Below are 21,335 nucleotides of genomic sequence, written 5' to 3' on the forward strand. Positions count from 1 at the left end.
CGCCCGCGACCACCGAGCCGGCGCTCCCGTCGCGCCGGTCCATGCGCGCCTCCGCCGCGTCGGCGCCGAGCGCCGCCGAGCCGACCGCCGCCTCCGCCGCGCCGCTGGCTCCCGCCGTCCCCGTCGCGCCGAGCGCCGCCCTCCATGTGGCCGGTGTGACCGCGCACGAGATCGAGGAGGAGCTCGCCGCTGGCGGCCGAGGTCGCGCGAAGCGTCAGAGCCGTGCCAAGCGCGAGCGCCGCAGCGCCGTCGCCGGAGCCGCCGCGCCGTCCGCTCGTGTCCGCTCGCGCGGCGGCATCCGCCAGCGCCTCACCGCGGGCGGCGTCATGCTGCTCGTCGGGGGCCTCTTCGCCTCGCTCGCCCTCCCCGCCTACGCGGAGCGCGACGCCGACGCCGAGACCGCCCAGCGCGTCGGCACGGCCGCCGTGCAGGGCCTCGAGGTGGATGCCGAGGTCGCGACCGCGAAGATCACCCGCGACGGCTACAAGACCAAGTCGGCCGCCGACATGCGCCAGGTCTACTCGACGGCCGCCCGCGACCAGAACCTCGCCGCCTACGCGGCCTCCGGCGCCCGCGCGATGGGCGACGACTACCCCTGGCCGGGCGAGCTCACGAGCGGCCAGGGCGGCGGGCTCTCGCCGCTGCGCTACTACTACCGCGAGTGCGTCGACTTCGTCGCCTGGCGCCTCAACCGCGACGCCGGCGTGACCAAGGCTCCCTGGAAGTGGGACTGGTCGACGCTCACCCCCGGCGGCGGCAACGCGAGCGCCTGGGCCTCCGCCTGGCAGTCGAAGGGCTGGCCCACCGGCAAGGAGCCCCGCGTCGGCGCCGTCGCCTGGTTCAACTACAACCACGTCGCCTACGTCTCCGGCATCACCGGCGACGGCCAGGTCATGCTCGAGGAGTACAACTGGCAGCAGTCGCACGCGTACCACCAGCGCGTGGTCTCGCCGAGCGAGGTGCCGCTGTACCTGTACGCGCCACCGGGCTAGGCGCTGGCTGCTCGCTCTTTCGCTTCGCGAGGGGTCCCGAATGACCGGTCCAGGTGATGGATCTCGGTCGATCGGGACCCCTCGCGGCGTCTCCGGCGGCCCTTGTGTCGACGCCTCCTCGATGGCCGTGCCTCGATAGACTCAGGCAGTCAGCCTCTGTAGCTCAATGGAAGAGCAGTTCCGTCCTAAGGAAAGGGTTGGGGGTTCGAGTCCCTCCAGGGGCACCGCCGCCCGGTCGGCTGATAGCTTGACGACATGGCAGACGAGTCGGTCCGGGACGCGCTCGCGGAGTTCGTCGCCGAGCGTGACTGGGCCCAGTTCCACACTCCGGAGAACCTCGCCAAGAGCATCTCGATCGAGGCTGCAGAGTTGCTCGAGTGCTTCCAGTGGGGTGCCGCGCCGGACGACAGCGCGGTCCGAGACGAGCTCGCCGACGTGCTGACGTACTGTCTCCTCCTCGCCGACCGGCTCGGCGTCGATCCGGATCGCATCGTGCTCGAGAAGCTCGAGGCCACGCGGGCGAAGTACCCCGTCGAGAAGGCGCGCGGAAGCAGCGCGAAGTATGACCGGCTTTGAGGTGCAGCGGCTTCCGTTTGAAGCCGACGCAGTCAAGGTGTGGGCGGCCGGGGATCGTCGCCGAGTCAACTGGCCGGTGGTCTACGTGCTCGACGGCGAGCGCCCGGCTCGGGCCGGGGAGCTGACGGACATCTACGTCGGAGAGTCGCTCAATGCCGCCGGCCGCATGCGTCAGCATCTCGATTCCCCGTCGAAGCAGACCCTCACCACGATGCGCGTGATCCTGGATGACCGCTTCAACAAGTCCGTCTGCCTGGACCTCGAGTCCTTCCTGATCCGGATGCTGTCGGGAGACGGTGCGTTCCGGGTCCTCAACCGGAACGACGGGATCACCGACTCCGACTACTACGATCGGGAGACCTACCGTCAGACGTTCCTCGACGTGTTCGAGGAGTTGAGGCACGACGGGATCTTCACCCGCTCCGTTCCGGAGATCGAGAACAGCGATCTCTTCAAGCTGTCGCCGTTCAAGGCGCTGACACAGGACCAGGCGATCGCGGTCGAGGACATCGTCGAGGGGGTGATCGACGACCTCCGGGATGGCGGCTCGACCACGATGGTCGTGCAGGGCGAGCCGGGCACCGGCAAGACGGTGATCGCCATCTACCTGCTCAAGATGCTCGCAGACATCGCCGCGATGCGAGAGGGCGATGAGCCCGACGCGGACTCCCTGTTCTCGGAGTTCTTCGTCAGCGAGAACCGAGACCTGCTCGCGGGCGCCCGAGTCGGAATCGTCGTGCCCCAGCAGTCCCTTCGCGACTCGATCAAGAAGGTCTTCCGCCGGACCCCGGGGCTGTCGGCGACGATGGTGCTCACGCCGTTCCAGGTCGGGGAATCGCCGGAAGAGTTCGACCTCCTGATCGTCGACGAGGCGCACCGGCTGAACCAGCGCGCCAATCAGGCGTCCGGCGTCCAGAATCGGAAGTTCCGGGACATCAACGTCGCGCTCTTCGGCGAGGATGACACGTCGAAGACCCAGCTCGACTGGATCGTGGCGAAGAGCCGACACCAGATCCTCATGCTCGATGCCGCGCAGAGCGTGCGACCCGCTGATCTCCCGCTCGAGCAGATCCAGGCCATCGTGGATCGGGCGCGAAGTGAGCACCGTCACTACCCCCTCGTATCGCAGCTGCGGGTCAACGCCGGTCCCGGATACATCGGCTTCGTGCGTGCTCTGCTCGGCGACCCCGTCTCCGCCGAGCGGCGGGAGGCTCCCGACTTGAGCGACTACGAGTTCGCGCTCTTCGACGACCTCGGCGAGATGCAGGATGCGATCCGCGAACGAGACGCGCGATTCGGGCTCGCTCGCCTCGTCGCCGGCTATGCGTGGCCATGGCTCACGAAGCTCGACAAGAGCGCCTTCGACATCGAGGTCGACGGGGTCAGCCTGCGCTGGAACAGCACGCAGACGGACTGGATCGCCTCGAAGGGCTCACTCGACGAGGTCGGCTCGATCCACACGGTCCAGGGCTATGACCTCAACTACGCGGGGGTCATCATCGGCCGCGATCTGCGATACGACCGGGTCGCGGGACGGCTGTTCATCGATCGCGACTCCTACTTCGACAAGAAGGGCAAGGAGAACAACCCGGTCCTCGGACGGACCTACAGCGACGACGACCTGCTCCGCTACATCACCAACATCTACGCGGTGCTGCTGACGCGAGGCATCCGAGGCACCTTCGTCTACGCCTGCGATCCTGGGCTGCGCGAGTACCTGCGCGAGCGGATGCCACGGGCCTCGTCCGTACCACCGTAGTCATCGCGACCCTGTGAACAATCCTCGCGCCCTCACCCGATCTCGCCTAGCCTCGACCCCATGACCGGCACCGCCTCCGCGTACCTCACCGGCTTCGGCAGCTACCTGCCGGGCGAGCCGTTCGACAACGACGGGATCGCGGCGCGGCTGGGCGGCGAGGATGCGGTGACGGAGCGGATCCGGCGTCGCATCCTCGAGCAGAACGGCATCCGGCAGCGGCACTACGCGCTCGACGAGCGGGGCGAGCCGACCGAGCTCAACGAGGAGCTCGCGGTCAAGGCCCTGACGAACGCGCTCGACGACCGGGGGATCGCGGCGAAGGATCTGCGCATGCTCGCCTGCGCGACGACCATGGGCGACGTGCTCGTGCCGGGCTTCGCCTCCATGGTCCACGGGCGGCTCGGGGGCGGTCCCATGCAGCTGCTCACGGCATCCGGCGTGTGCGCCTCGAGTCTTCAGGCGCTCGACGCGGCGGTCAGCAAGATCCGGCTCGGCGACCACCCGCGGGCGGCGGTCGTCGGCTCGGAGCTTCCGAGCCGCAGCCTCCGGCAGCGGCGCTACGAGGGCATCCGCGCCGGCATGGACGCGCACTTCCTGCGCTGGATGCTCTCCGACGGGGCGGGCGCCGTTGTCGTCGAGTTCCAGCCGCATCCCGACCGGCCCTCGCTCCGCGTCGACTGGGTGCGGCACGTGTCGCTCGCGCACGAGCACGAGGTCTGCATGCGCGCCGGGATGACGGGGCCGGCCGCCGAGGTCGGCGGCACCTGGCAGGATCTCGGCATCGCGGAGGCCGACGCCGCCGGCATGTTCCTGCTGCGGCAGGACGTCGGCATGCTCGACGAGCTCGCGCAGTGCGGCATCCGGCAGTTCGAGGAGCTCGTCGACACCGGGCTCGTCGACGTCAAGCACCTCGACCACGTCGTCTGCCACTACAGCACCAACGTCTTCCGCGACGTCGCCTTCGAGGCGCTGCGCCGCCGCATCCCCACGCTCGACACCGATCGCTGGTTCTCGAACCTCGAGACGCGCGGCAACACCGGCTCGGCGAGCATCTTCATCGCCCTCGAGGAGGCCTGGCGCACCGGGCGCTTTCAGGTGGGGGAGACCATTCTGCTCGCCGTGCCGGAATCCGGCCGCTTCTCGTTCGCCTTCGCCCACCTCACCGTCGTCGCCCCACCCGGAGCACCCGCCGCACCCGCAACGCAAGGAGCCGCCGCATGACCGCCACCGAGACCACGAGCACGACGGGCGCCGACGACGCGGCCGCCGACAGCACCGAGCTCTTCGACCGCCTGGCGGAAGTCTGGACGGAGCTCGAGGCCCGGCTTGAGCGCGTCCCGATCCTGCAGCGCCTCGCCGACGGCACCGTCACCATCCACGACTACCAGCGGCTGCTCTTCAACCTCCGCCAGCAGGTCATCGACGGCTCGCCCTGGATCGCGCGCGCCGCCTCCAACTTCGATGTCGAGCACTTCGAGCTGCGCTCCGCCGCGATCCGCCACGCGGAGGAGGAGCACCGCGACCACCTCATGCTCGAGCGCGACTACGTCGCCGTCGGCGGCGACCTCGCCGAGCTGCGCGCCGGGCGCAAGAACGTCGGCTCGGAGGGGCTCTCGGGCTACCTCTTCCACTACGCCGACCGCCCGAACCCGGCCGGCCTCCTCGGTGCCATGTTCATCATCGAGGGCCTCGGCGCGCGCCGGGCCGCCGAGTGGGCGGGGCGCTTCCAGGAGGTGCTCGGCCTCGCCGACAACCAGGTGCACTTCATGCGCTACCACCAGGAGGCGGACGGCCAGCACACCGGCGACATGGAGGCGATCCTGACCTCCGGCATCATCGACGCCGACAGCGCGGACGAGATCGTCCGCTGCGCGCAGGTCGTCGCCCGCCTCTACGCGCTGCAGCTGGAAGAGCTGGACGTCTGAGGATGTCGGAGTTCGTCCGCTCCGACCCGAGCATGTGGGAGGCGGTGTACGCCGACCCGTCGGTGCCGCTCGATCGCGCGGTCGTGCGGCAGATCATCGACGATCAGCGCCGTCTCTCGCGCCGCTGGCTGTACCCGATCGCGCGGGTCGTGTCGCGCATCCTCGTCGGCATCATCTCGGTCGTGAAGCGGGTGCTGCCGTTCCGGTGGATGCCGCTGACGATGATGGACGTCCTGTGCGTCTGGTTCCTCCGGCGCTTCGTCTCGCCCGACGCGGTCGAGCTGCTGATCCGGCACTTCGTCGTCGAGACGAACCTGGTGAACTTCATCATCCGCAACACGAACGCCCCCATCGAGCCGGTCACGCTGCGCCCGACCGCGCTGAGCGGGCTCGGGGATCACGCGGTCGTCGAGCACGACGTCAACGTCTACGACGTGCTCATCGCCCTCGACGGCACCCCGCTCCAGCCGCCCGCCGGCCCCCTCGACTGGCAGCAGCTCGACATCCCGCCGCTCGACGCCGAGCGCGGCCGGCGGCGGCTGCTGCGCCTCGACATCCAGACGGCGCTCTGCTTCATGAACATCCCCTTCTCGATGGCGCTCACCGTCGAGGAGTACCGCCGCGCCGTCCACTCGATCCGCTTCGACGACTCCTTCCTCGAGATCCTCACCCTCATCACCCGCGACGACACCTTCCGTCACTGGAAGATCGGCGGCCTCAGCCTCTGGATGGACTCCAACGTCGACGTGCCGCGCATGGTCTACCGGCACGCGCTCGTCTGCGAGTACGCACATGCGCAGCTCGTGACGCTCGCCGGCGGCGTGTCGCCGCGCGACACGGCGGTGGAGTTCGACTGAGCCCCCAGCACTGGGGCGAGAACGCGAGCACGACTCCGCTCTAGCGTCGGAGGGTGAGCATCGCCGACGACCTCGACCGACCCCTGGCACAGGGCGCGGGCGGCGCCGGCGAGGCACGCGCGACCTTCGCCGGGATCGCCGCGCTGCTCTCGCGGAGCCCCGGCTACTCGGTGGCGCAGAAATGCCTCGAGGTGCAGGCCGAGGCCGAGCGTGCCGACCCGACCCTCCGCGTCGCGGGCCGGCTCCGCCTCCACCCCGACGCGTGGTCCTGGTACCAGGGCGCCCTCGGCGAGATCGCGGTCGGCGGGATGCTGGCGCAGCTGGGCCCGGAATGGTTCGTCCGGCACGCGGTGCCCATCGGCGCCGGCACAAAGGACATCGACCACCTGGTCATCGGCCCCGGCGGCGTCTTCGTCATCAACACGAAGCATCACCGGGGAGCGGACGTCTGGGTCGGCGATCGCGCGATCCTCGTGAACGGCGAGAATCGCCGACACCTCGAGTCCGCTCGGCGGGATGCGGTCGATGTGACCCGGCGGCTCGCGGCGGAGGCCGGGGTGCCGGTCCGCGTGAACTCGGTGGTCGCGATCCACGACGCTCGAAAGCTCACCGGCAACACCATCCTGCCGGGCGACGTCCACATCGTCCCGACCTCGGGCCTCGTCGGCTGGCTGCGCTCGCAGCCACGGGTCGTCGATCAGGCGTCACTGGGCCTCATCCGGCTCGCGGCCGAACAGCCGACCACCTGGCACATCGACCCGCACGCGGCCGACACGTCGCGCGTGATGCAGCGGTTCGAGCGGCTGCAACGCGAGCTGGGGACCGTGGCGCCGCCGACGGCATCGACCCGGGCGCCCGCTCCCGCGGCGGCCGCCTTCCCGCAGGCTCGTCCCGAGCGCGCTCCGCGCCTGCCGCGCGCCACGCGAGCGACGACCCGATCCAGCAGAGGACGGACCAGAAGGCCCAAGCAGACCCGCCTCGAGAAACTGATCATCGGCCTCGTCGAGATCGGGGTCGTCATGGGCGGCCTGTGGTGGTTCACGAACGTCGCCATCCCGGCGATCATCGAGAGCTCGATGACCCCATGACCGCGCCCACGGCGTCCCGCGCCGCCCTCTTCGTCGACTTCGACAACGTCTACCTCGGGCTCCAATCGGTCGATCCGGCCGCTGCCGAGGCATTCGCGACCGACCCGGCGACCTGGATCGCGGCGATCGCCGACGGGGACGGCCGCGGCGGCTCGCGCCGCTTCCTGATCCGCAACTGCTACCTCAATCCCTCGACCTTCTCGCGATACCGCGCCTATTGGACCCGCGCCGGCTTCCGCGTCGTCGACTGCCCGTCGCTCACGCAGCAGGGGAAGAGCAGCACCGATATCAACCTCGTGCTCGACGCCGTCGACGTGCTCGCGGGCGAGGTCCGGATGGATGAGTTCTTCATCGCCTCCGCCGACGCCGACTTCACCTCGCTCGTGCAGCGCATCCGGGCCGCCGACCGTCAGACGACCGTGATCGTCGCCGGCGCCGTCGCACGCGCGTACACGGCGATGGCCGATCGTGTGGTCGACGCCGAGGAGCTGCGCGGCCTCACGACGGCGAAGCCCGCCCTGGACGCCGCGGCAGCACTGCCAGCGTCGGATCACCAGCGCGAGGTCAGCGCCGACGCAGAACTTGACTCCGTCCCGCTTCACGATCGGGTGCGGCGGGTGACGAACATCCCGCGACTCACGAAGGCGCAGTTCGCGCTCGTCATCACGCTCTTGGCAGCGGACCTCGGCCGGCACCCATTCGAGATGAGCCCGACGACGAAGCGCGTGCGGGACGCCTGCAACGAAGCCGGCGAGCCGATCGCCCGGAGTGCGATCAGTTTCGTCACGCACGGCGTTCGATACGGGGGCGGTGCGATGACCGCAGAGATCGGTGTCCGGGAGCTCGCGGCCCGGTGGGTGAGTCAGGCCGAGTCGCTGTGCCGCGGGGCTCGGATGGAGTTCGACGATGACGAGATCATCGAACTCAGAGCATGGCTGGGTGGCGGGTTGGCAAGCGGACCCGCTGAGTGACCTCGATCGAGACAGCCTTCAGCACTGAGCGGAAGAGCGTGGCGCCGCCGTCACGCAGGACGGCAATCTCGAGAGGCGCAGCCGGGTTGCCGACTCCGCGAGCGCGCGATGCCGCGTCGGAGATCTGGCCGTTCTTGCACGAGTACGGCGGCAAGGTGCCGAGATCTCCGACATCGCGCAGCGCACGGGGCGGCGGATGGGCGAAACTCGCCGGCCGGCGGAGCGGGGGCGCGCGCTCAGCGCCCCCGCACCGCCGCCGCGACCGCGAGCCCGAGCGCCGAGACCCCCGAGATGACCCCGGCCGCCGTCGTGCTGAGCACCCCGCCCTCGGCGGGCGGCGGCACGGTGAGCAGCACGATCGACATGGCCGCCGCGCTCCCCGCGCCGATGCCGAGCGCGGTGCGCCGCACGAGCCGGGCGATGAAACGCCGGTCGCGCGCATCGGCGAGCAGGCGCACGTTCACCGACAGCCGTCCCTGCTCGAGTGCGGCGCCGATGCGGTCGATGCGGCGGGGGAGCCGCCGGACGCTCGGCAGGGCGCCCAGCACCTCGCTCGTGAGGAGCTCGCGGATCGCCGAGGGCCGCAGCTGGTCGCCGATCTGCTCGCGGGCGATGCCGCGGGCCTCCGCGATGAGGTCGAAGGCGGGCAGCACCGTCCGGAGCGTGCCCTCGAGGATCGCGGCGCCGCGGACGGCGGCGACGATGTCGGCCGGCACCGCCATCCCGTACCTGAGGAAGATCGCGACGAGCTCGTCGACGGTCACGACGTCCACGTGCGACCCGGGGCCGAGCCGGTAGCTGACGAAGCTCGCGAGCTCGCGGCGGAACGCCGCCTCATCCGACCCCTCGCGGAGCGGCGAGAGCTCGAGCACGCCGTCGGCGAGCCGCTGCGAGTCAGACTGCAGGTAGGCGATGAGCAGGTCCTGCGCAGCCTCGCGCAGCTGGAGGTCGAGGCGGCCGACCGAGCCGAAGTCGACGAGCGCGGGGCGGCCGTCGGGGAGCACGAGGATGTTCCCGGGGTGCAGGTCGGAGTGGTAGACGCCGTCGATGACGACCTGGCGGACGAAGGCGCGCAGCACCCGGCGGAGGAGGTCGTCGAGGTCGACATCGTCGGCCGCGCCGTCGCCCTCGCCGCCACCGTCGACGGCGCCCGCGCGTCGCGCGGCCACCACCTCGCTGAGCGTCCGCCCCTCCAGCAGCTCCATCACGACGACGCGGTCGCCGGAGAGCTCGCCGAGCAGCTCGGGCAGCCGCAGCTCGCCGGTGCGCGGCCCGCGCTCGTGCATCGTCCGCAGCGCCTGGAGGTTGGAGGCCTCGAGCCGGAAGTCGAGCTGGCGCCCTAGGTCCGCCATGTACTGCTCGGCGGCCTCGGCGATCCGCAGCTCGCGCGCCCGCGGCGAGGTCCGCTCGACGGCTCGCACGGTCCGGAGCACGATCGAGATGTCGCGCTTTATGCGCGGCGCGATCCCGGGCCGCTGGATCTTCACCGCGACCTCCCGCCCCGAGCGCAGCACAGCGCGGTGCACCTGGGCGATGGAGGCCGCCGCCATGGGCTCGCGGTCGAACTCGCGGAACACCGAGTCGAGCGGGCCGCCGAGCTCCCGCACGAGCATCGCCTCGACCTCACCCCACGGCGCCGGGGTCACGTCGCGCTGCAGGTGCGAGAGCTCGAGCGCCCACTCCTCGGGCAGGATGTCGGTCCGGGTCGAGAGCATCTGGCCGGCCTTCACGAAGCCGCCGCCCGCCTCCTCGAGCGCCCGCCGCATCCCCGCCGCCTGCCGGAGTCGGAGCCCGGCGCGCGCCGGATCGGTCGAGAAGTCGAGGCGGCTCCAGGGGAGCACGCCGTGTCGGCGGCCGATGCGGAGGAGCTCGAGAACTCGTCGGGTGCGGCTCGCAACGCGGCGAGGAGCGGTGTCGTCGCGATCAGCGGCGCGCACCGGATGAGGCCGTGCCGGGTCGCGCGTCTGCGGCATGCCGCCTCCTCGCCTCCATCGTGCCACGGGCCGAGGCCGCCGTCCCGGGCGGGCGGGTGGGCCTCCGCCGGGGAAGCCCTGGACGTCCGCTGGAACCCTTCGGCAGCGGCGCCCGCGGGCGCATACCGTCGGAGGCATGTCGCCCCGCGTCGCGATCTTCGCGCCCTCGCCCGTGCTCACCGTCACGATCGAGGATCACGGCGGCGGACCCGACCTCCACGTCCACGCCGGCGGGCAGGGGCTCTGGCAGGCCCGGCTGCTCGAGTCGCTCGGCGTCGAGGCGACGCTCTGCGCGGCGCTGCTCGGCGAATCGGGCGCGCTGCTCGGGCACCTGCTGCGCGACGTCGAGGGCATCGACCTCATGGCGATCGAGCGCGACGGCCGCGCCGCCGCCTACGTCCACGATCGTCGCGGCGGCGAGCGGGTCGAGGTCATGGACACGGCGGGCGACGCGCTCGGGCGGCACGAGCTCGACGACCTCTACGGCCTGACGCTGCGCGCCGGGCTCGACGCGGACGCGGTCATCCTCAGCGGTCCGGCCGGCGACGGCGTCGTCCCCGACGACATCTACGCGCGGCTCGCGGCCGACCTCGGGCACGCGGGCCGGCTCGTCATCGCGGATCTCGCGGGCGCCCGCCTCGACCACGTGCTCGAGGGCGGCGTCGGCGTGCTCAAGGTGAGCGACGAGGAGCTCGAGCAGGACGGCCGGGCCGACGGGGACGACGACGACTCGCTGCTCGCGGCGGCGCTCGAGCTCCAGCGCGCGGGCGCCGAGCGGGTCATCATCACCCATCAGCTCGGCGCGATCGCCGTGGATGCGGAGGCCGCCTGGCGCGTCCGCGGCCCCGAGCTGCAGGTGGTCGACACCCGAGGCTCGGGCGACTCGCTGACGGCGGCGGTGACGGCGACGCTCATCACGGGCGGCACCTTCGAGGCCGCGCTCCGGCGGGGTGCCGCGGCGGGGGCGGCGAACGTCACGCGTCACGGCCTCGGGTCCGCGGATGCGGAGGCGATCCGCGCCCTCGAGGAGCTGGTCGCGGTCGAGCAGATCGAGCGGAACTAAGGGAGACACCACGATGCGCATCCTCCTCACCAACGACGACGGCATCGAGGCGCCGGGATTCCGCGAGCTCGCGGTCGCGATCCTCGAGCTGGGCCACGATCTCGTCGTCGCGGCGCCCGCCCGGCAGCTCTCGGGCGCGAGCGCCTCGATCCTCATCGACAACGACTCGCCGCAGGTCGAGGTGCGCCCACACGATCTCGGCATCGACGGACTCGAGGCGCGGGCGGTCGGCGCCGCGCCGGCGATGTGCGTGCTGCTCGCGATCCACGGCCGCTTCGGCGCGCGGCCCGAGCTCGTCGTCTCCGGCCCGAACCACGGGGCGAACGCGGGCCGGGTCGTGCTCCACTCCGGCACGGTCGGGGCGGCGCTCACCGCGGGCGCGAACGGCATCCGCGGTCTCGCCGTCTCGCTCGACGTCGGCCTCGTGCCCACCGGATATCACTGGAATGCCGCGGCGCGGACGGCGGCCGGCCTCCTCGAGCTCGCGGCGGCCCAGCCGGCCGGCGCGGTGCTCAACCTCAACGTGCCGAACCGCGCCGAGCCGGCCGAGCTCGTGGAGGCGCCGCTCGACCCGGCCGGCATCGTCCACACGACGACGACCGAGGACGACGACGAGGACTCGGTGCGCCTCGCCCTCGCCTCGGCGACCGGCCGCTCCGTCGCGGACAGCGACGCCGACCTCCTCGCGCGCGGCTTCGCGACGCTGACCCGCCTCGCGCCGGTCTCGGCGCTGCCGCTCGAGCCGCCGCTGCCGCATCCCTGAGCTGCCGCGTTCCCGCTGCCGAATTCCCGCCCCCGCCTGAGCCGGGGCGGCGGGTCAGGCTCGGCGGCCGATCGCGGCGAGCACCGTCCGCTCGCTGCGGGTGAAGTAGGCGTCGAGCGCATCGGCGGCCGCCGCCATGTCGCCCGCCTGGAGGTGCCGGACGACGACCCGGTTCTCGTCGATGAAGGGCGCGTGGAGGAACTCGGGGCTCGCGAGCGTCGTGAAGGCGAGCCGCAGCTCGGCCTGGAGCCGCGCGAAGGTCTCGGTGAGCCGCTCGCTGTCGGCGAGCTCGACGAGGGCCGCGTGGAAGGCCATGTTCATGGTGCCGACGAGCTGCCAGTCGTCCTCGTCCCGCGCGCGCTCGGCGGCATCCACCGCCTCGGCGGCGCTGCGGATGGCGGGATGCCGGGGCACCGCCAGCCGGACGGCCTGCCCCTCGATGACGCGGCGCACCCGGTAGATGTCGAGGATGTCGGCGACGCCCGGCTCGAGGACGAAGACGCCGCGATTGGGGTGCCGGACGAGCAGCCCCTCGTGCATGAGGATGCGGAAGGACTCGCGGAGGGTGTTGCGCGAGACGGCGAGCTCGGCGGTGAGCGCCGGCTCGATGAGCTGCTGCCCGGGCAGGAGCCGCCCCTCGATGAGCTGGCTGCGGAGGGTCGCGGCGGTGCGCTCGACCAGGTCCGCGCTCGAGGCGGCGGGCATGGCCTCATCCTAGGTCGGCGGGGCCCGGATCGACAGACGACCCGGGATCGTCGAGTGGACGAAACATGCCGGATACATGAACGATCTAGCGTGAATCGTTGAACGACCCGTAGGCTGTCCGGCAACCCGCCGGCAGAGTGGCCGCGGGCGCGACGATGCAGAAGGAGCCGACCGTGGCCGAGCGAGACACCCCCCGATCCGACGCACCAGACGGCACCACGAACGGCGCGAGCCTCGCCGAGCAGACGAAGGACTACGCGCGCAAGCGCCGCACCTCCCTCATCGGCGCGATCTTCATGATGGCCACGAGCGCCATCGGCCCCGGCTTCATCACCCAGACCGCGACCTTCACGCAGCAGCTCGGCGCCGCCTTCGCCTTCGGCATCCTGCTCTCGGTCCTCATCGACTTCGCGATCCAGCTCAACGTCTGGCGCATGATCACGGTGACCGGCAAGTACGCGCCGACGCTCGCGAACCTCGCGATCCCGGGCGCCGGCTACGTGCTCGCGGTCCTCATCATCATCGGCGGGCTCGCCTTCAACATCGGCAACATCGCGGGCGCCGGCCTCGGCCTGCAGGTGCTGTTCGGCCTCGACCCGAAGATCGGCGGCGCCATCAGCGCGGCCATCGCGATCGCGATCTTCCTCTCGCGGAAGGCCGGCCTCATCGTCGACCGGCTGCTCATCGTCCTCGGCCTCGTCATGATCGCGCTGACGCTCTACGTCGCGATCGTCTCCGGACCGCCCGTCGGCGACGCGCTGCGCCAGACGATCGTCCCCGACGAGCTCAACTTCGCCGCCATCACGACGATCGTCGGCGGCACCGTCGGCGGGTACATCACCTACTCGGGCGCCCACAAGCTCCTCGACTCCGGCACCGCGACCGTCGAGAACATCAGGGAGGTCAACCGCGCGGCGGTGAACGGCATCCTCGTCACCGGGATCATGCGCTACGTGCTCTTCCTCGCGGTGCTCGGCGTCGTCGCGAGCGGCGTCGTGCTGGATGTCGCGGCCAACCCCGGCGCGCAGGCCTTCCAGGCGGCGGCCGGCGAGATCGGCTTCAAGGTCTTCGGCGTGGTGTTCTGGGCGGCCGCGATCTCGAGCGTCATCGGCGCCGCCTACACCTCGAGCTCCTTCTTCGTCGCGTTCAAGCAGGACCTCAGCCTCCGGGCGCGCAACCTCATCACGATCGGCTTCATCGTCGTCTCGCTCTGCCTGTTCCTGCTCTGGGGCGCCGCGCCGGCGAACATCCTCGTCTTCGTCGGCGGCTTCAACGGCCTGATCCTCCCGATCGGCCTCTCGATCTTCATGATCATCGGCTGGTTCCGGAAGGATCTCCTGGGCGGCTACACGTACCCGATGTGGCTCCTCATCGCGGGCACGCTCGCGACGCTGCTGAGCTTCTACATGGCGGCCGTCTCGATCGGCCCGATCTTCGCGCTGGTGTCCGGATCGTGACCGCCGCCGCATCCCTCCCCACCGCGGCCTCGACGCCGGCCGAGGCGCGCGCCGCCTACCGCTCGGGGCTCCTCGCCCCGACGACGGGCGTCGCCTCCGGCCACGCGCAGGCGAACCTCATCGCCCTGCCCGCGGAGGACGCGGCCGACTTCCGGCGCTTCGCGGAGCTCAACCCGAAGCCCTGCCCGATCCTCGACGAGACCTCGCCGGGTGCGGTCACGAGCCGCCTCACGGCCGGTGGCGACCTCCGCACCGACATCCCGCGCTACCGCGTCTGGCGGCACGGCGAGCTGGTGGAGGAGCGAGCGGATGCGGTGGAGGCCTGGGCCGAGCACGACGACCTGGTCGCGTTCCTCATCGGCTGCAGCTTCACCTTCGAGTTCCCGCTGCTCGACGCCGGCATCCCCATCCGCCACATGGCCGCCGGGCGCAATGTGCCGATGTACGTCACGGGCATCGACTGCGAGCCGGCCGGCCGGTTCTCGGGGCGGCTCGTCGTCTCGATGCGCGGCATCCCCGAGGACCAGGTGGAGGCGGCGATCGAGGTGAGCGGGCGGTACCCGGCCGTGCACGGGGCGCCCGTGCACGTGGGCGACCCGGCCGCGATCGGGATCCGCGACCTCCACGCGCCCGAGCACGGCGACGCCCCCGTGCTCGAGCCGGGCGACGTGCCCGTGTTCTGGGCGTGCGGGGTGACGCCGCAGGCGGCCGTCATGGCCTCGCGCCCCGCCTTCGCGATCACGCACGCGCCCGGCTACATGCTCGTGACGGACGCGCGCGACGAGGACTACCGGGTCGCCTGACGGCGGCCGTGCGACAGGATGGAGCGGACATGACGACGATCGACCTCAACAGCGACATCGGCGAGGGCTTCGGGCGCTGGAGCCTCGGCGACGACGAGGCCATGCTCGGCCTCGTCTCGAGCGCGAACATCGCCTGCGGCTTCCACGCGGGCGACCCGCGCGCGATCCTCGCGACCGCCTCGACGGCGGCTGCGAACGGCGTCGCGATCGGCGCGCACGTCGCCTACCGCGACCTCGCGGGCTTCGGCCGGCGGGACATGGACGTCGCGAGCGAGGACCTGGTGCCCGAGGTGATCTACCAGATCGGCGCACTCCAGGCGCTCGCCGCGAGCGTCGGCGGGCGGGTGGGCTACGTCAAGCCGCACGGCGCCCTCTACAACCGGATCGCCCACGACGAGCGCCAGGCGGCGGATGTCGTGCGGGCCGTGAAGGAGGTCGATCCCTCGCTCGTGCTGCTCGGCCTCCCCGACAGCACCGTGCTCCGCCTCGCGGAGCGGGCCGGCCTCCCGACCGCGCGCGAGGCCTTCGCCGACCGCGCCTACACGCCCGAGGGGCGGCTGGTCTCGCGGCGCGAGCCCGGCAGCGTGCTCCACGACGCGGGGGAGGTGGCGGAGCGGATGCTGCGCCTCGTCGAGACGGGCGAGCTCACCGCGATCGACGGCAGCGTCATCCGCCTCGAGGCCGACTCGATCTGCGTGCACGGCGACAGCCCGGGCGCGGAGGCGATGGCGCGCGAGGTGAAGGCGCGGCTGGATGCCGCGGGGGTGGCCGTGTCGCCGTTCGCGCGGGCGGCCGCGTGACGGCGAGCGCACCGGACACCGCACCCGAGGCCGCGCCGGAACGCCGGAACCTGACGGCCGGCGACCGCGCCGTGCTCGTCGAGCTGCCCGACCTCGAGCACGCGCTCGGGCTGCACGCGCGGCTCGAGGCGCTGCAGGCGGGCGAGTCCGCGATCCCGGGCGTCGGCGAGCTCATGCCCGCCGCGCGCACGCTGCTCGTCCGCTTCGACCCCGCCCGCATCGGCCGCGCGCAGCTCCTCGAGCGGCTGGATGCGGTGAGCGCCGAGCCGGTCGAGCGCGGCACCGGCTCCCTCGTCGAGATCCCGGTCGTCTACGACGGCGAGGACCTCGCCGAGATGGCGGCGCACCTCGGCGTCTCCGTCGAGGAGCTCGTGCGGCGCCACACCGGCTCCGCGTACACGGTCGCCTTCGCGGGCTTCGCACCCGGCTTCGCGTACCTCGTGGGGGGCGACCCGCTGCTCGACGTGCCGCGCCGGCCCACGCCGCGCACCCGCATCCCGGCCGGCTCGGTCGCCCTCGCGGGGCGCTTCAGCGGCGTCTACCCGCGCGAGAGCCCGGGCGGCTGGCAGCTCATCGGCACGACGCCGATGCCCATGTGGGATGTGGACCGCGACCCGCCCGCGGCGATGCGGCCGGGGGACCGGGTGCGGTTCGTGGAGTCGGCCGCCCCGGTGGTCGAGACGCGTCCGCGTCACGGGCGCTCCTCGACGAGCGAGGGCGAGGCGGCGCTCGCGCTCGTCATCGAGCGCGCCGGCCTCCGCACGCTCCTGCAGGACGCCGGCCGCCCCGGGCTCGGCCCGCTCGGGGTCGCCGAGAGCGGCATCCTCGACGCGCCTGCCATGCGGCTCGCGAACCGCCTCGTCGGCGGCGACCCGGAGCAGGCGGTGCTCGAGATCCCCTACGGCGGCCTCCGGGCGCGCGCCCGCGGCGCCCTCGTCGTCGCCGTGACGGGCGCCCGCGTGCCGGTGACGGTGCATCGGGGGGACGCCGTGCTCCGCATCGAGGACCAGCGTGCCGTCGCGCTCGACGACGGCGACCGGATCGAGCTCGGCGCCCCCCTCGCGGGCATGCGCGCCGTGCTCGCGGTGCGCGGAGGATTCGACGCGCCGCCCGTCCTCGGCAGCCTCGCGACCGACACCCTCGCGGGCCTCGGGCCGGAGCCGATCGCCGACGGCGACGTGCTCGCCGTGCGCGCCCCCGGCATCCCCTCGCCCGCCGTCGGCGCGCCCGAGCCCTGGCCCGAGCACGCGAGCGAGGAGCTGACCGTGCCGATCGACCTCGGCCCCCGTGACGACTGGTTCGACCAGGCGGCGATCCGCCGCCTGCTCGAGCAGCCGTGGACCATCACCGCGCACGCCGACCGCGTCGGCCTCCGCCTCGAGGGCGCCGAGCCGCTCGACCGCCTCCGCGACGGCGAGCTGCCGAGCGAGGGCGCCGTGAGCGGCTCCATCCAGGTGCCGCCGAGCGGCCAGCCGATGGTGTTCCTCGCCGACCACCCCATCACGGGCGGGTACCCGATCATCGGGGTGGTGCGCCACCGCGCGCTCGCCCTGCTCGCGCAGGCCGCCCCCGGCCTCCGCCTCCGCTTCGAGCTCGGCGAGGGCGCGACCGCGCCCGCACCCGCCGGGCGCACCGACCGACAGGAGCTGCCGTGAAGCGCATCCTCATCGCCAACCGCGGGGAGATCGCGGTCCGCATCGCCCGCGCCTGCGCCGACACCGGCCGCACCTCGATCGCCGTCTACGCCGACCAGGACGCGGATGCGCTCCACGTCCGCGTCGCGGACGAGGCGGTCGCGCTCGAGGGCTCGACGGGCGCCGAGACCTACCTCGACATCGAGAAGCTCGTGCGCGCCGCCGTCGAGTCCGGCGCCGATGCGGTGCACCCCGGCTACGGCTTCCGCTCCGAGAGCGCCGAGTTCGCGCGGGCCGTGCAGGAGGCGGGGCTCGTCTGGATCGGCCCCTCGCCCGAGGCGATCGAGCGCCTCGGCGACAAGGTCTCCGCCCGCCGCATCGCCGAGTCGGTCGGCGCGCCGCTCGTCGCCGGCACCCCCGGCCCCGTCGAGTCGGCGGAGGCGGTCGTCGCCTTCGCGGCCGAGCACGGCCTCCCCGTCGCGATCAAGGCCGCCCACGGCGGCGGCGGGCGGGGGATGCGCGTCGCCTGGCGCGAGGACGAGCTCGTCGAGCAGTACGAGGCCGCCGTGCGCGAGGCGGTGCAGGCCTTCGGGCGCGGCGAGTGCTTCGTCGAGCGCTTCCTCGACCGGCCCCGGCACGTGGAGGTGCAGGTGCTCGCCGACCAGCACGGCACCGTGCTCGCGCTGGGCACGCGCGACTGCTCGCTGCAGCGGCGCAACCAGAAGCTCGTCGAGGAGGCGCCGGCGCCGTTCCTGACGCCGGAGCAGGAGTCGCGCCTGCTCGAGTCCGCCGCGGGCATCTGCCGCGCCGCCGGCTATGCGGGCGCCGGCACGGTCGAGTTCCTGCTCGGCGCGGAGGGCGACCTCTCCTTCCTCGAGGTGAACACGCGCCTCCAGGTCGAGCACCCGGTGACGGAGGAGACGAGCGACCTCGACCTCGTCGCCTGGCAGCTGCGCGTCGCGGCGGGCGAGGCGCTCGACCCGGCGCTCGCCGAGCGGCGCGTGCGCGGGCACGCCCTCGAGTTCCGCATCAACGCCGAGGACCCCGGCCGAGGGTTCCTCCCCGGCCCCGGCACGATCACGCGGTTCCGGGCCCCCGCCGGGCCGGGCGTGCGGGTGGATGCGGGGGTCGAGTCCGGCTCGGAGGTGCCGGGCGCCTTCGACTCGCTGTTTGCGAAGCTCATCGTCTGGGGCCCGGACCGCCGGACCGCGCTCGCGCGCAGCCGCCGGGCGCTCGCCGAGTTCGAGGTCGACGGCATCCCGACGGTGCTGCCCTTCCATCGCGCGGTCGTCGAGCATCCCGCCTTCGCCGCCGAGGACGCGCTCGGCGTGCACACGCGCTGGATCGAGACCGAGTTCGCCGAGGAGCACGAGTTCCAGCCGGCGCCGACCCCGGCCGAGGCGGCCGGCGTGACGCGCACCTGGATCGAGCTCGACGGCCGCCGGGTGCGGCTCGGGCTGCCGGCGGGGCTCGCGCTCGGCGCGGTCGCCGGCGGCGCGGGCGCGGCGCCGGGCCCGGCGGGCGGGTCGGCCGGCGGCGCGGCAGGCGCCGGGGAGGGCGACGTCGTCGCCACGATCGCGGGCTCGGTCGTGCACTGGCTCGTCGAGGACGGCGAGACGGTGGAGGCCGGCCAGAGCGTCGTCGTCATGGAGGCCATGAAGATGGAGGCCCGCGTCGACGCGCCCCGCGCCGGCACGCTCCGGCACGGCGTCGAGCCGGGCGCCCAGCTCGCCGCGGGCGAGGTCCTCGGCCGCGTGGAGGCCTGAGCGAGCGGACCGGCGACGCGTCGCGTCGCCGCGCGTCATGCGGCGGCGGCCCGGGCGCCGGCGGGGGAGAATGGTGGGGACCGCGCCGCCGCGCCCGCACCGCCCACGAAGGAGCCGCATCCATGACCGATTCCACGCCCGCCCGCCACCGCGTCGAGTCCTTCAACCTGGACCACCGCGCCGTCGCGGCGCCCTACATCCGCCTCGCCGACCGCAAGGCGCTGAAGAGCGGCGGGGTCGTCTCGAAGTACGACCTCCGCTTCACGCAGCCGAACGCCGGGCACCTCGACTCCGCCGCGACGCACTCGGTCGAGCACCTCTTCGCGGAGCTCTCGCGCGCGCACTCGGATCGCGTCATCGACTTCTCGCCCATGGGCTGCCGCACCGGCTTCTACCTCGCGCTCGACGGCGAGCCGGAGGAGGCGGAGGTCTTCGAGCTCGTCGAGCGGACGCTGCGCGACATCCTCGACGCGCGCGAGGTCCCGGCGGCGAACGAGGTGCAGTGCGGCTGGGCCGAGCACCACAGCCTCCAGGGCGCGAAGTCGGCGGTCCGCCCGTTCCTCGACGGCCGCGCCGAGTGGGGCGTCGTGATGGCGCCCGCGGGCGACGACGCGTGACGGTCCTCCTCTACGGCGCGATGGCGGCGGAGGCGCGGGCGCTCCTCGAGCACGTCGCCGACCCGGTCGAGCTGTCGCCCATCGCGGGCGCACCCGCCTGGACGGGCTCGATCGCGGGGCGACCCGTGCTCGTCGTCGAGGGCGGCATCGGGCTCGTCAACGCCGCCGTCACGGCGACCGCCGCGATCGCCTCCCGCCTCGACGCGCCCGTCGAGCTCATCGTGAGCGCCGGGACCGCGGGCGGGATCAGCGCGGGCGCGGCCGTCGGGGATGTGGTGCTCGTCGACCGCTTCGTGCTCGGCGACGCGGACGCGCGCGCCTTCGGCTACGAGCTCGGGCAGGTGCCGCGGATGCCGGCGAGCTACGACGGCCACGCCGAGGCGGTCGCGCTCGCGGTCGAGCTCGCGGCCGAGACCGGCTTCCCGACGCGCGCGGGCTCCGCGGTCTCGACCGACTCCTTCATCGGCGCCGAGCGCTCGGTGCGGGTCCTCGCCGACTTCCCGGGCACGGCCGTCGTCGACATGGAGTCCGCCTCGCTCGCGCAGGTCGGGCACCGGCACGGCATCCCGGTCGCGGGCGTGCGCGCGGTGTCGGATCTGGCGGACGACGCGACCTTCTCGATGCAGGCGGAGGAGGCGGCGGCGCGGTCGGCCGCGACCGTCGCGGCGCTGCTCGGGCGGCTCACACCCCGATCGTGAGCGCCGCGCGGTACCCCGCCGCGACCGAGCCCGACATGCTCGCGAGCTGGTGGATGCCGCCGTCGTCGCCGAAGACGTTGTCGCTCGCGAGCGAGACCTGGGCGAGGTTCCGCACGCTCTGCTCGTAGCCGCTCGTCGCATACACGGCCGCGCAGGCCTCCTTCGGGAGGGCGATCTGCGAGGTCTTCACGATGGGGCCGTCGGACACGGCCGAGTCGGCATCCGCGTAGACCTCGAAGTGGATGTGCGGCCAGCGTCCCGAGTAGCAGGCGGGGAAGATCGAGGTGAAGGTCGCCGTCCCGTTCTCGTCGAGGCTCTGGACGCCGCGGAGGTAGTTCTCGTCCTCGATGCCAGGACTGTAGAGCGAGTAGTTCCCGTCGCGATCGCAGTGCCACAGGTACACGGCGGCGCCGGCCAGGGCATCCCCGCTGGCGGCGTCGCGGACGGTGAGCTCGATCTGCAGCGGCACGCCCTCGGCGGTCGTCGTCGAGCTGCCGAAGCTGGAGCGGATGTCGCGCCGGACGATGCCGGAGTCGTCGAGGACGTCGACCCCGTTCGAGCCGTCGGCGGGGTAGGGGCCGGCGGTCTCGTCGGGCACCTCGTCGCCGGTAGATCCGCTGGCGGATCCGCTGCCGGATCCGCTGGCCGATCCGCTGCCGGATCCGCCGTCCGTCGTGCTCGGCGCGACCCCGCACGCCGCGAGCAGCGCGGTCGCCGAGACGGCGCCGAAGAGGCCGAGCGCCCGGCGCCGGTCGACGAGGGTGCGCACGTCGTAGACGAGCCCGCGGTCCTCCTCCTCGATCTCGTTCCCCCGGGCGTCGAGCCAGCGGGGGTCGACGGCGGTCGGCTTTCGGTGTGCACTGCGGGTCATGTCGGGCTCCTCCGGTT

General features: G+C 72.9%; 20 protein-coding genes and 1 tRNA gene. 18 read left to right on the forward strand and 3 right to left on the reverse strand.

Annotated features, from left to right (window positions below):
* Positions 1–41 precede the first annotated feature (41 nt).
* The 9 genes from OF852_RS13270 to OF852_RS13310 all read left to right on the forward strand — a co-directional run bounded on the left by OF852_RS13270 (position 42) and on the right by OF852_RS13310 (position 8,168).
* On the forward strand, positions 42–992 hold the full coding sequence (locus OF852_RS13270) for a CHAP domain-containing protein (protein WP_271119633.1): 951 nt from the start codon (positions 42–44) through the stop codon (positions 990–992).
* 152 nt (positions 993–1,144) lie between these two features.
* Positions 1,145–1,216: transfer RNA gene (locus OF852_RS13275), tRNA-Arg, on the forward strand.
* 31 nt (positions 1,217–1,247) lie between these two features.
* Complete coding sequence (locus OF852_RS13280) at positions 1,248–1,568, forward strand: nucleotide pyrophosphohydrolase (protein ID WP_271119634.1); 321 nt, start codon at positions 1,248–1,250, stop codon at positions 1,566–1,568.
* Positions 1,555–3,327, forward strand: a complete 1,773-nt coding sequence (locus tag OF852_RS13285) for a DNA/RNA helicase domain-containing protein (protein WP_271119635.1) — start codon at positions 1,555–1,557, stop codon at positions 3,325–3,327. The genes OF852_RS13280 and OF852_RS13285 overlap by 14 nt, the downstream gene beginning before the upstream one ends.
* 60 nt (positions 3,328–3,387) lie before the next feature.
* Positions 3,388–4,548, forward strand: a complete 1,161-nt coding sequence (locus OF852_RS13290) for a 3-oxoacyl-[acyl-carrier-protein] synthase III C-terminal domain-containing protein (RefSeq protein WP_271119636.1) — start codon at positions 3,388–3,390, stop codon at positions 4,546–4,548.
* On the forward strand, positions 4,545–5,252 hold the full coding sequence (locus OF852_RS13295; RefSeq protein WP_271119637.1) for an iron-containing redox enzyme family protein: 708 nt from the start codon (positions 4,545–4,547) through the stop codon (positions 5,250–5,252). The genes OF852_RS13290 and OF852_RS13295 overlap by 4 nt, the downstream gene beginning before the upstream one ends.
* 2 nt (positions 5,253–5,254) lie before the next feature.
* A complete protein-coding gene (locus OF852_RS13300; protein ID WP_271119638.1) occupies positions 5,255–6,109 on the forward strand; it encodes a DUF6999 family protein in 855 nt (284 codons plus the stop codon).
* 53 nt (positions 6,110–6,162) lie between these two features.
* Complete coding sequence (locus tag OF852_RS13305; protein WP_271119639.1) at positions 6,163–7,197, forward strand: nuclease-related domain-containing protein; 1,035 nt, start codon at positions 6,163–6,165, stop codon at positions 7,195–7,197.
* On the forward strand, positions 7,194–8,168 hold the full coding sequence (locus OF852_RS13310) for an NYN domain-containing protein (RefSeq protein WP_271119640.1): 975 nt from the start codon (positions 7,194–7,196) through the stop codon (positions 8,166–8,168). The genes OF852_RS13305 and OF852_RS13310 overlap by 4 nt, the downstream gene beginning before the upstream one ends.
* 236 nt (positions 8,169–8,404) lie before the next feature.
* On the opposite strand, the gene OF852_RS13315 is transcribed toward OF852_RS13310, so the two are convergent.
* On the reverse strand, positions 8,405–10,009 hold the full coding sequence (locus OF852_RS13315; protein WP_271119641.1) for an ABC1 kinase family protein: 1,605 nt from the start codon (positions 10,007–10,009) through the stop codon (positions 8,405–8,407).
* A gap of 268 nt (positions 10,010–10,277) precedes the next feature.
* Here OF852_RS13315 and OF852_RS13320 point away from each other — a divergent pair, with 268 nt between their 5' ends.
* A complete protein-coding gene (locus OF852_RS13320) occupies positions 10,278–11,204 on the forward strand; it encodes a PfkB family carbohydrate kinase (protein ID WP_271119642.1) in 927 nt (308 codons plus the stop codon).
* A 13-nt stretch (positions 11,205–11,217) separates the two neighbouring features.
* Complete coding sequence (surE, locus tag OF852_RS13325) at positions 11,218–11,967, forward strand: 5'/3'-nucleotidase SurE (RefSeq protein WP_271119643.1); 750 nt, start codon at positions 11,218–11,220, stop codon at positions 11,965–11,967.
* Between the two features lie 54 nt (positions 11,968–12,021).
* Here the strand turns inward: surE and OF852_RS13330 are convergent, their stop codons facing one another.
* Positions 12,022–12,672, reverse strand: a complete 651-nt coding sequence (locus OF852_RS13330) for a GntR family transcriptional regulator (protein WP_271119644.1) — start codon at positions 12,670–12,672, stop codon at positions 12,022–12,024.
* 173 nt (positions 12,673–12,845) lie between these two features.
* Here OF852_RS13330 and OF852_RS13335 point away from each other — a divergent pair, with 173 nt between their 5' ends.
* From OF852_RS13335 to mtnN, 7 genes are all read left to right on the forward strand, one after another.
* Positions 12,846–14,129 carry an NRAMP family divalent metal transporter gene (locus tag OF852_RS13335; protein ID WP_442908632.1) on the forward strand — a complete coding sequence of 428 codons (1,284 nt, stop codon included), beginning with the start codon at positions 12,846–12,848 and terminating at the stop codon, positions 14,127–14,129.
* Entirely contained in the window at positions 14,126–14,932 is an 807-nt protein-coding gene (locus OF852_RS13340) for a putative hydro-lyase (RefSeq protein ID WP_271119645.1), read from the forward strand. The genes OF852_RS13335 and OF852_RS13340 overlap by 4 nt, the downstream gene beginning before the upstream one ends.
* Before the next feature lie 29 nt (positions 14,933–14,961).
* Positions 14,962–15,732, forward strand: a complete 771-nt coding sequence (locus OF852_RS13345) for a LamB/YcsF family protein (RefSeq protein WP_271119646.1) — start codon at positions 14,962–14,964, stop codon at positions 15,730–15,732.
* Positions 15,729–17,387, forward strand: a complete 1,659-nt coding sequence (locus OF852_RS13350) for a carboxyltransferase domain-containing protein (RefSeq protein ID WP_271119647.1) — start codon at positions 15,729–15,731, stop codon at positions 17,385–17,387. The genes OF852_RS13345 and OF852_RS13350 overlap by 4 nt, the downstream gene beginning before the upstream one ends.
* Positions 17,384–19,132 (forward strand): acetyl/propionyl/methylcrotonyl-CoA carboxylase subunit alpha, encoded by a 1,749-nt coding sequence (locus tag OF852_RS13355; RefSeq protein ID WP_271119648.1) that lies wholly within the window; start codon positions 17,384–17,386, stop codon positions 19,130–19,132. The genes OF852_RS13350 and OF852_RS13355 overlap by 4 nt, the downstream gene beginning before the upstream one ends.
* Before the next feature lie 122 nt (positions 19,133–19,254).
* Complete coding sequence (locus OF852_RS13360; RefSeq protein WP_271119649.1) at positions 19,255–19,749, forward strand: S-ribosylhomocysteine lyase; 495 nt, start codon at positions 19,255–19,257, stop codon at positions 19,747–19,749.
* Positions 19,746–20,447, forward strand: coding sequence for a 5'-methylthioadenosine/S-adenosylhomocysteine nucleosidase (mtnN, locus tag OF852_RS13365; RefSeq protein WP_271119650.1), 702 nt, complete (start codon positions 19,746–19,748; stop codon positions 20,445–20,447). Before OF852_RS13360 ends, mtnN begins: the two co-directional genes overlap by 4 nt.
* Here the strand turns inward: mtnN and OF852_RS13370 are convergent.
* Positions 20,431–21,318: an intradiol ring-cleavage dioxygenase gene (locus OF852_RS13370; protein ID WP_271119651.1), complete on the reverse strand. Its 888-nt coding sequence runs from the start codon at positions 21,316–21,318 to the stop codon at positions 20,431–20,433. The genes mtnN and OF852_RS13370 overlap by 17 nt on opposite strands.
* Between the last annotated feature and the right edge of the window lie 17 nt (positions 21,319–21,335).

The sequence above is a fragment of the Homoserinibacter sp. YIM 151385 genome (assembly GCF_027912415.1).
Taxonomy (GTDB): domain Bacteria; phylum Actinomycetota; class Actinomycetes; order Actinomycetales; family Microbacteriaceae; genus Schumannella.

What these genes read in the sequence shown, in the direction of transcription:
- OF852_RS13270 (WP_271119633.1), top strand. Translation starts at nt 42, where the DNA reads ATGCGCGCCTCCGCCGCGTCGGCGCCGAGCGCCGCCGAGCCGACCGCC.
- OF852_RS13280 (WP_271119634.1), top strand. Translation starts at nt 1,248, where the DNA reads ATGGCAGACGAGTCGGTCCGGGACGCGCTCGCGGAGTTCGTCGCCGAG.
- OF852_RS13285 (WP_271119635.1), top strand. Translation starts at nt 1,555, where the DNA reads ATGACCGGCTTTGAGGTGCAGCGGCTTCCGTTTGAAGCCGACGCAGTC.
- OF852_RS13290 (WP_271119636.1), top strand. Translation starts at nt 3,388, where the DNA reads ATGACCGGCACCGCCTCCGCGTACCTCACCGGCTTCGGCAGCTACCTG.
- OF852_RS13295 (WP_271119637.1), top strand. Translation starts at nt 4,545, where the DNA reads ATGACCGCCACCGAGACCACGAGCACGACGGGCGCCGACGACGCGGCC.
- OF852_RS13300 (WP_271119638.1), top strand. Translation starts at nt 5,255, where the DNA reads ATGTCGGAGTTCGTCCGCTCCGACCCGAGCATGTGGGAGGCGGTGTAC.
- OF852_RS13310 (WP_271119640.1), top strand. Translation starts at nt 7,194, where the DNA reads ATGACCGCGCCCACGGCGTCCCGCGCCGCCCTCTTCGTCGACTTCGAC.
- OF852_RS13320 (WP_271119642.1), top strand. Translation starts at nt 10,278, where the DNA reads ATGTCGCCCCGCGTCGCGATCTTCGCGCCCTCGCCCGTGCTCACCGTC.
- surE (WP_271119643.1), top strand. Translation starts at nt 11,218, where the DNA reads ATGCGCATCCTCCTCACCAACGACGACGGCATCGAGGCGCCGGGATTC.
- OF852_RS13330 (WP_271119644.1), bottom strand. Translation starts at nt 12,672, where the DNA reads ATGCCCGCCGCCTCGAGCGCGGACCTGGTCGAGCGCACCGCCGCGACC.
- OF852_RS13345 (WP_271119646.1), top strand. Translation starts at nt 14,962, where the DNA reads ATGACGACGATCGACCTCAACAGCGACATCGGCGAGGGCTTCGGGCGC.
- OF852_RS13360 (WP_271119649.1), top strand. Translation starts at nt 19,255, where the DNA reads ATGACCGATTCCACGCCCGCCCGCCACCGCGTCGAGTCCTTCAACCTG.
- OF852_RS13370 (WP_271119651.1), bottom strand. Translation starts at nt 21,318, where the DNA reads ATGACCCGCAGTGCACACCGAAAGCCGACCGCCGTCGACCCCCGCTGG.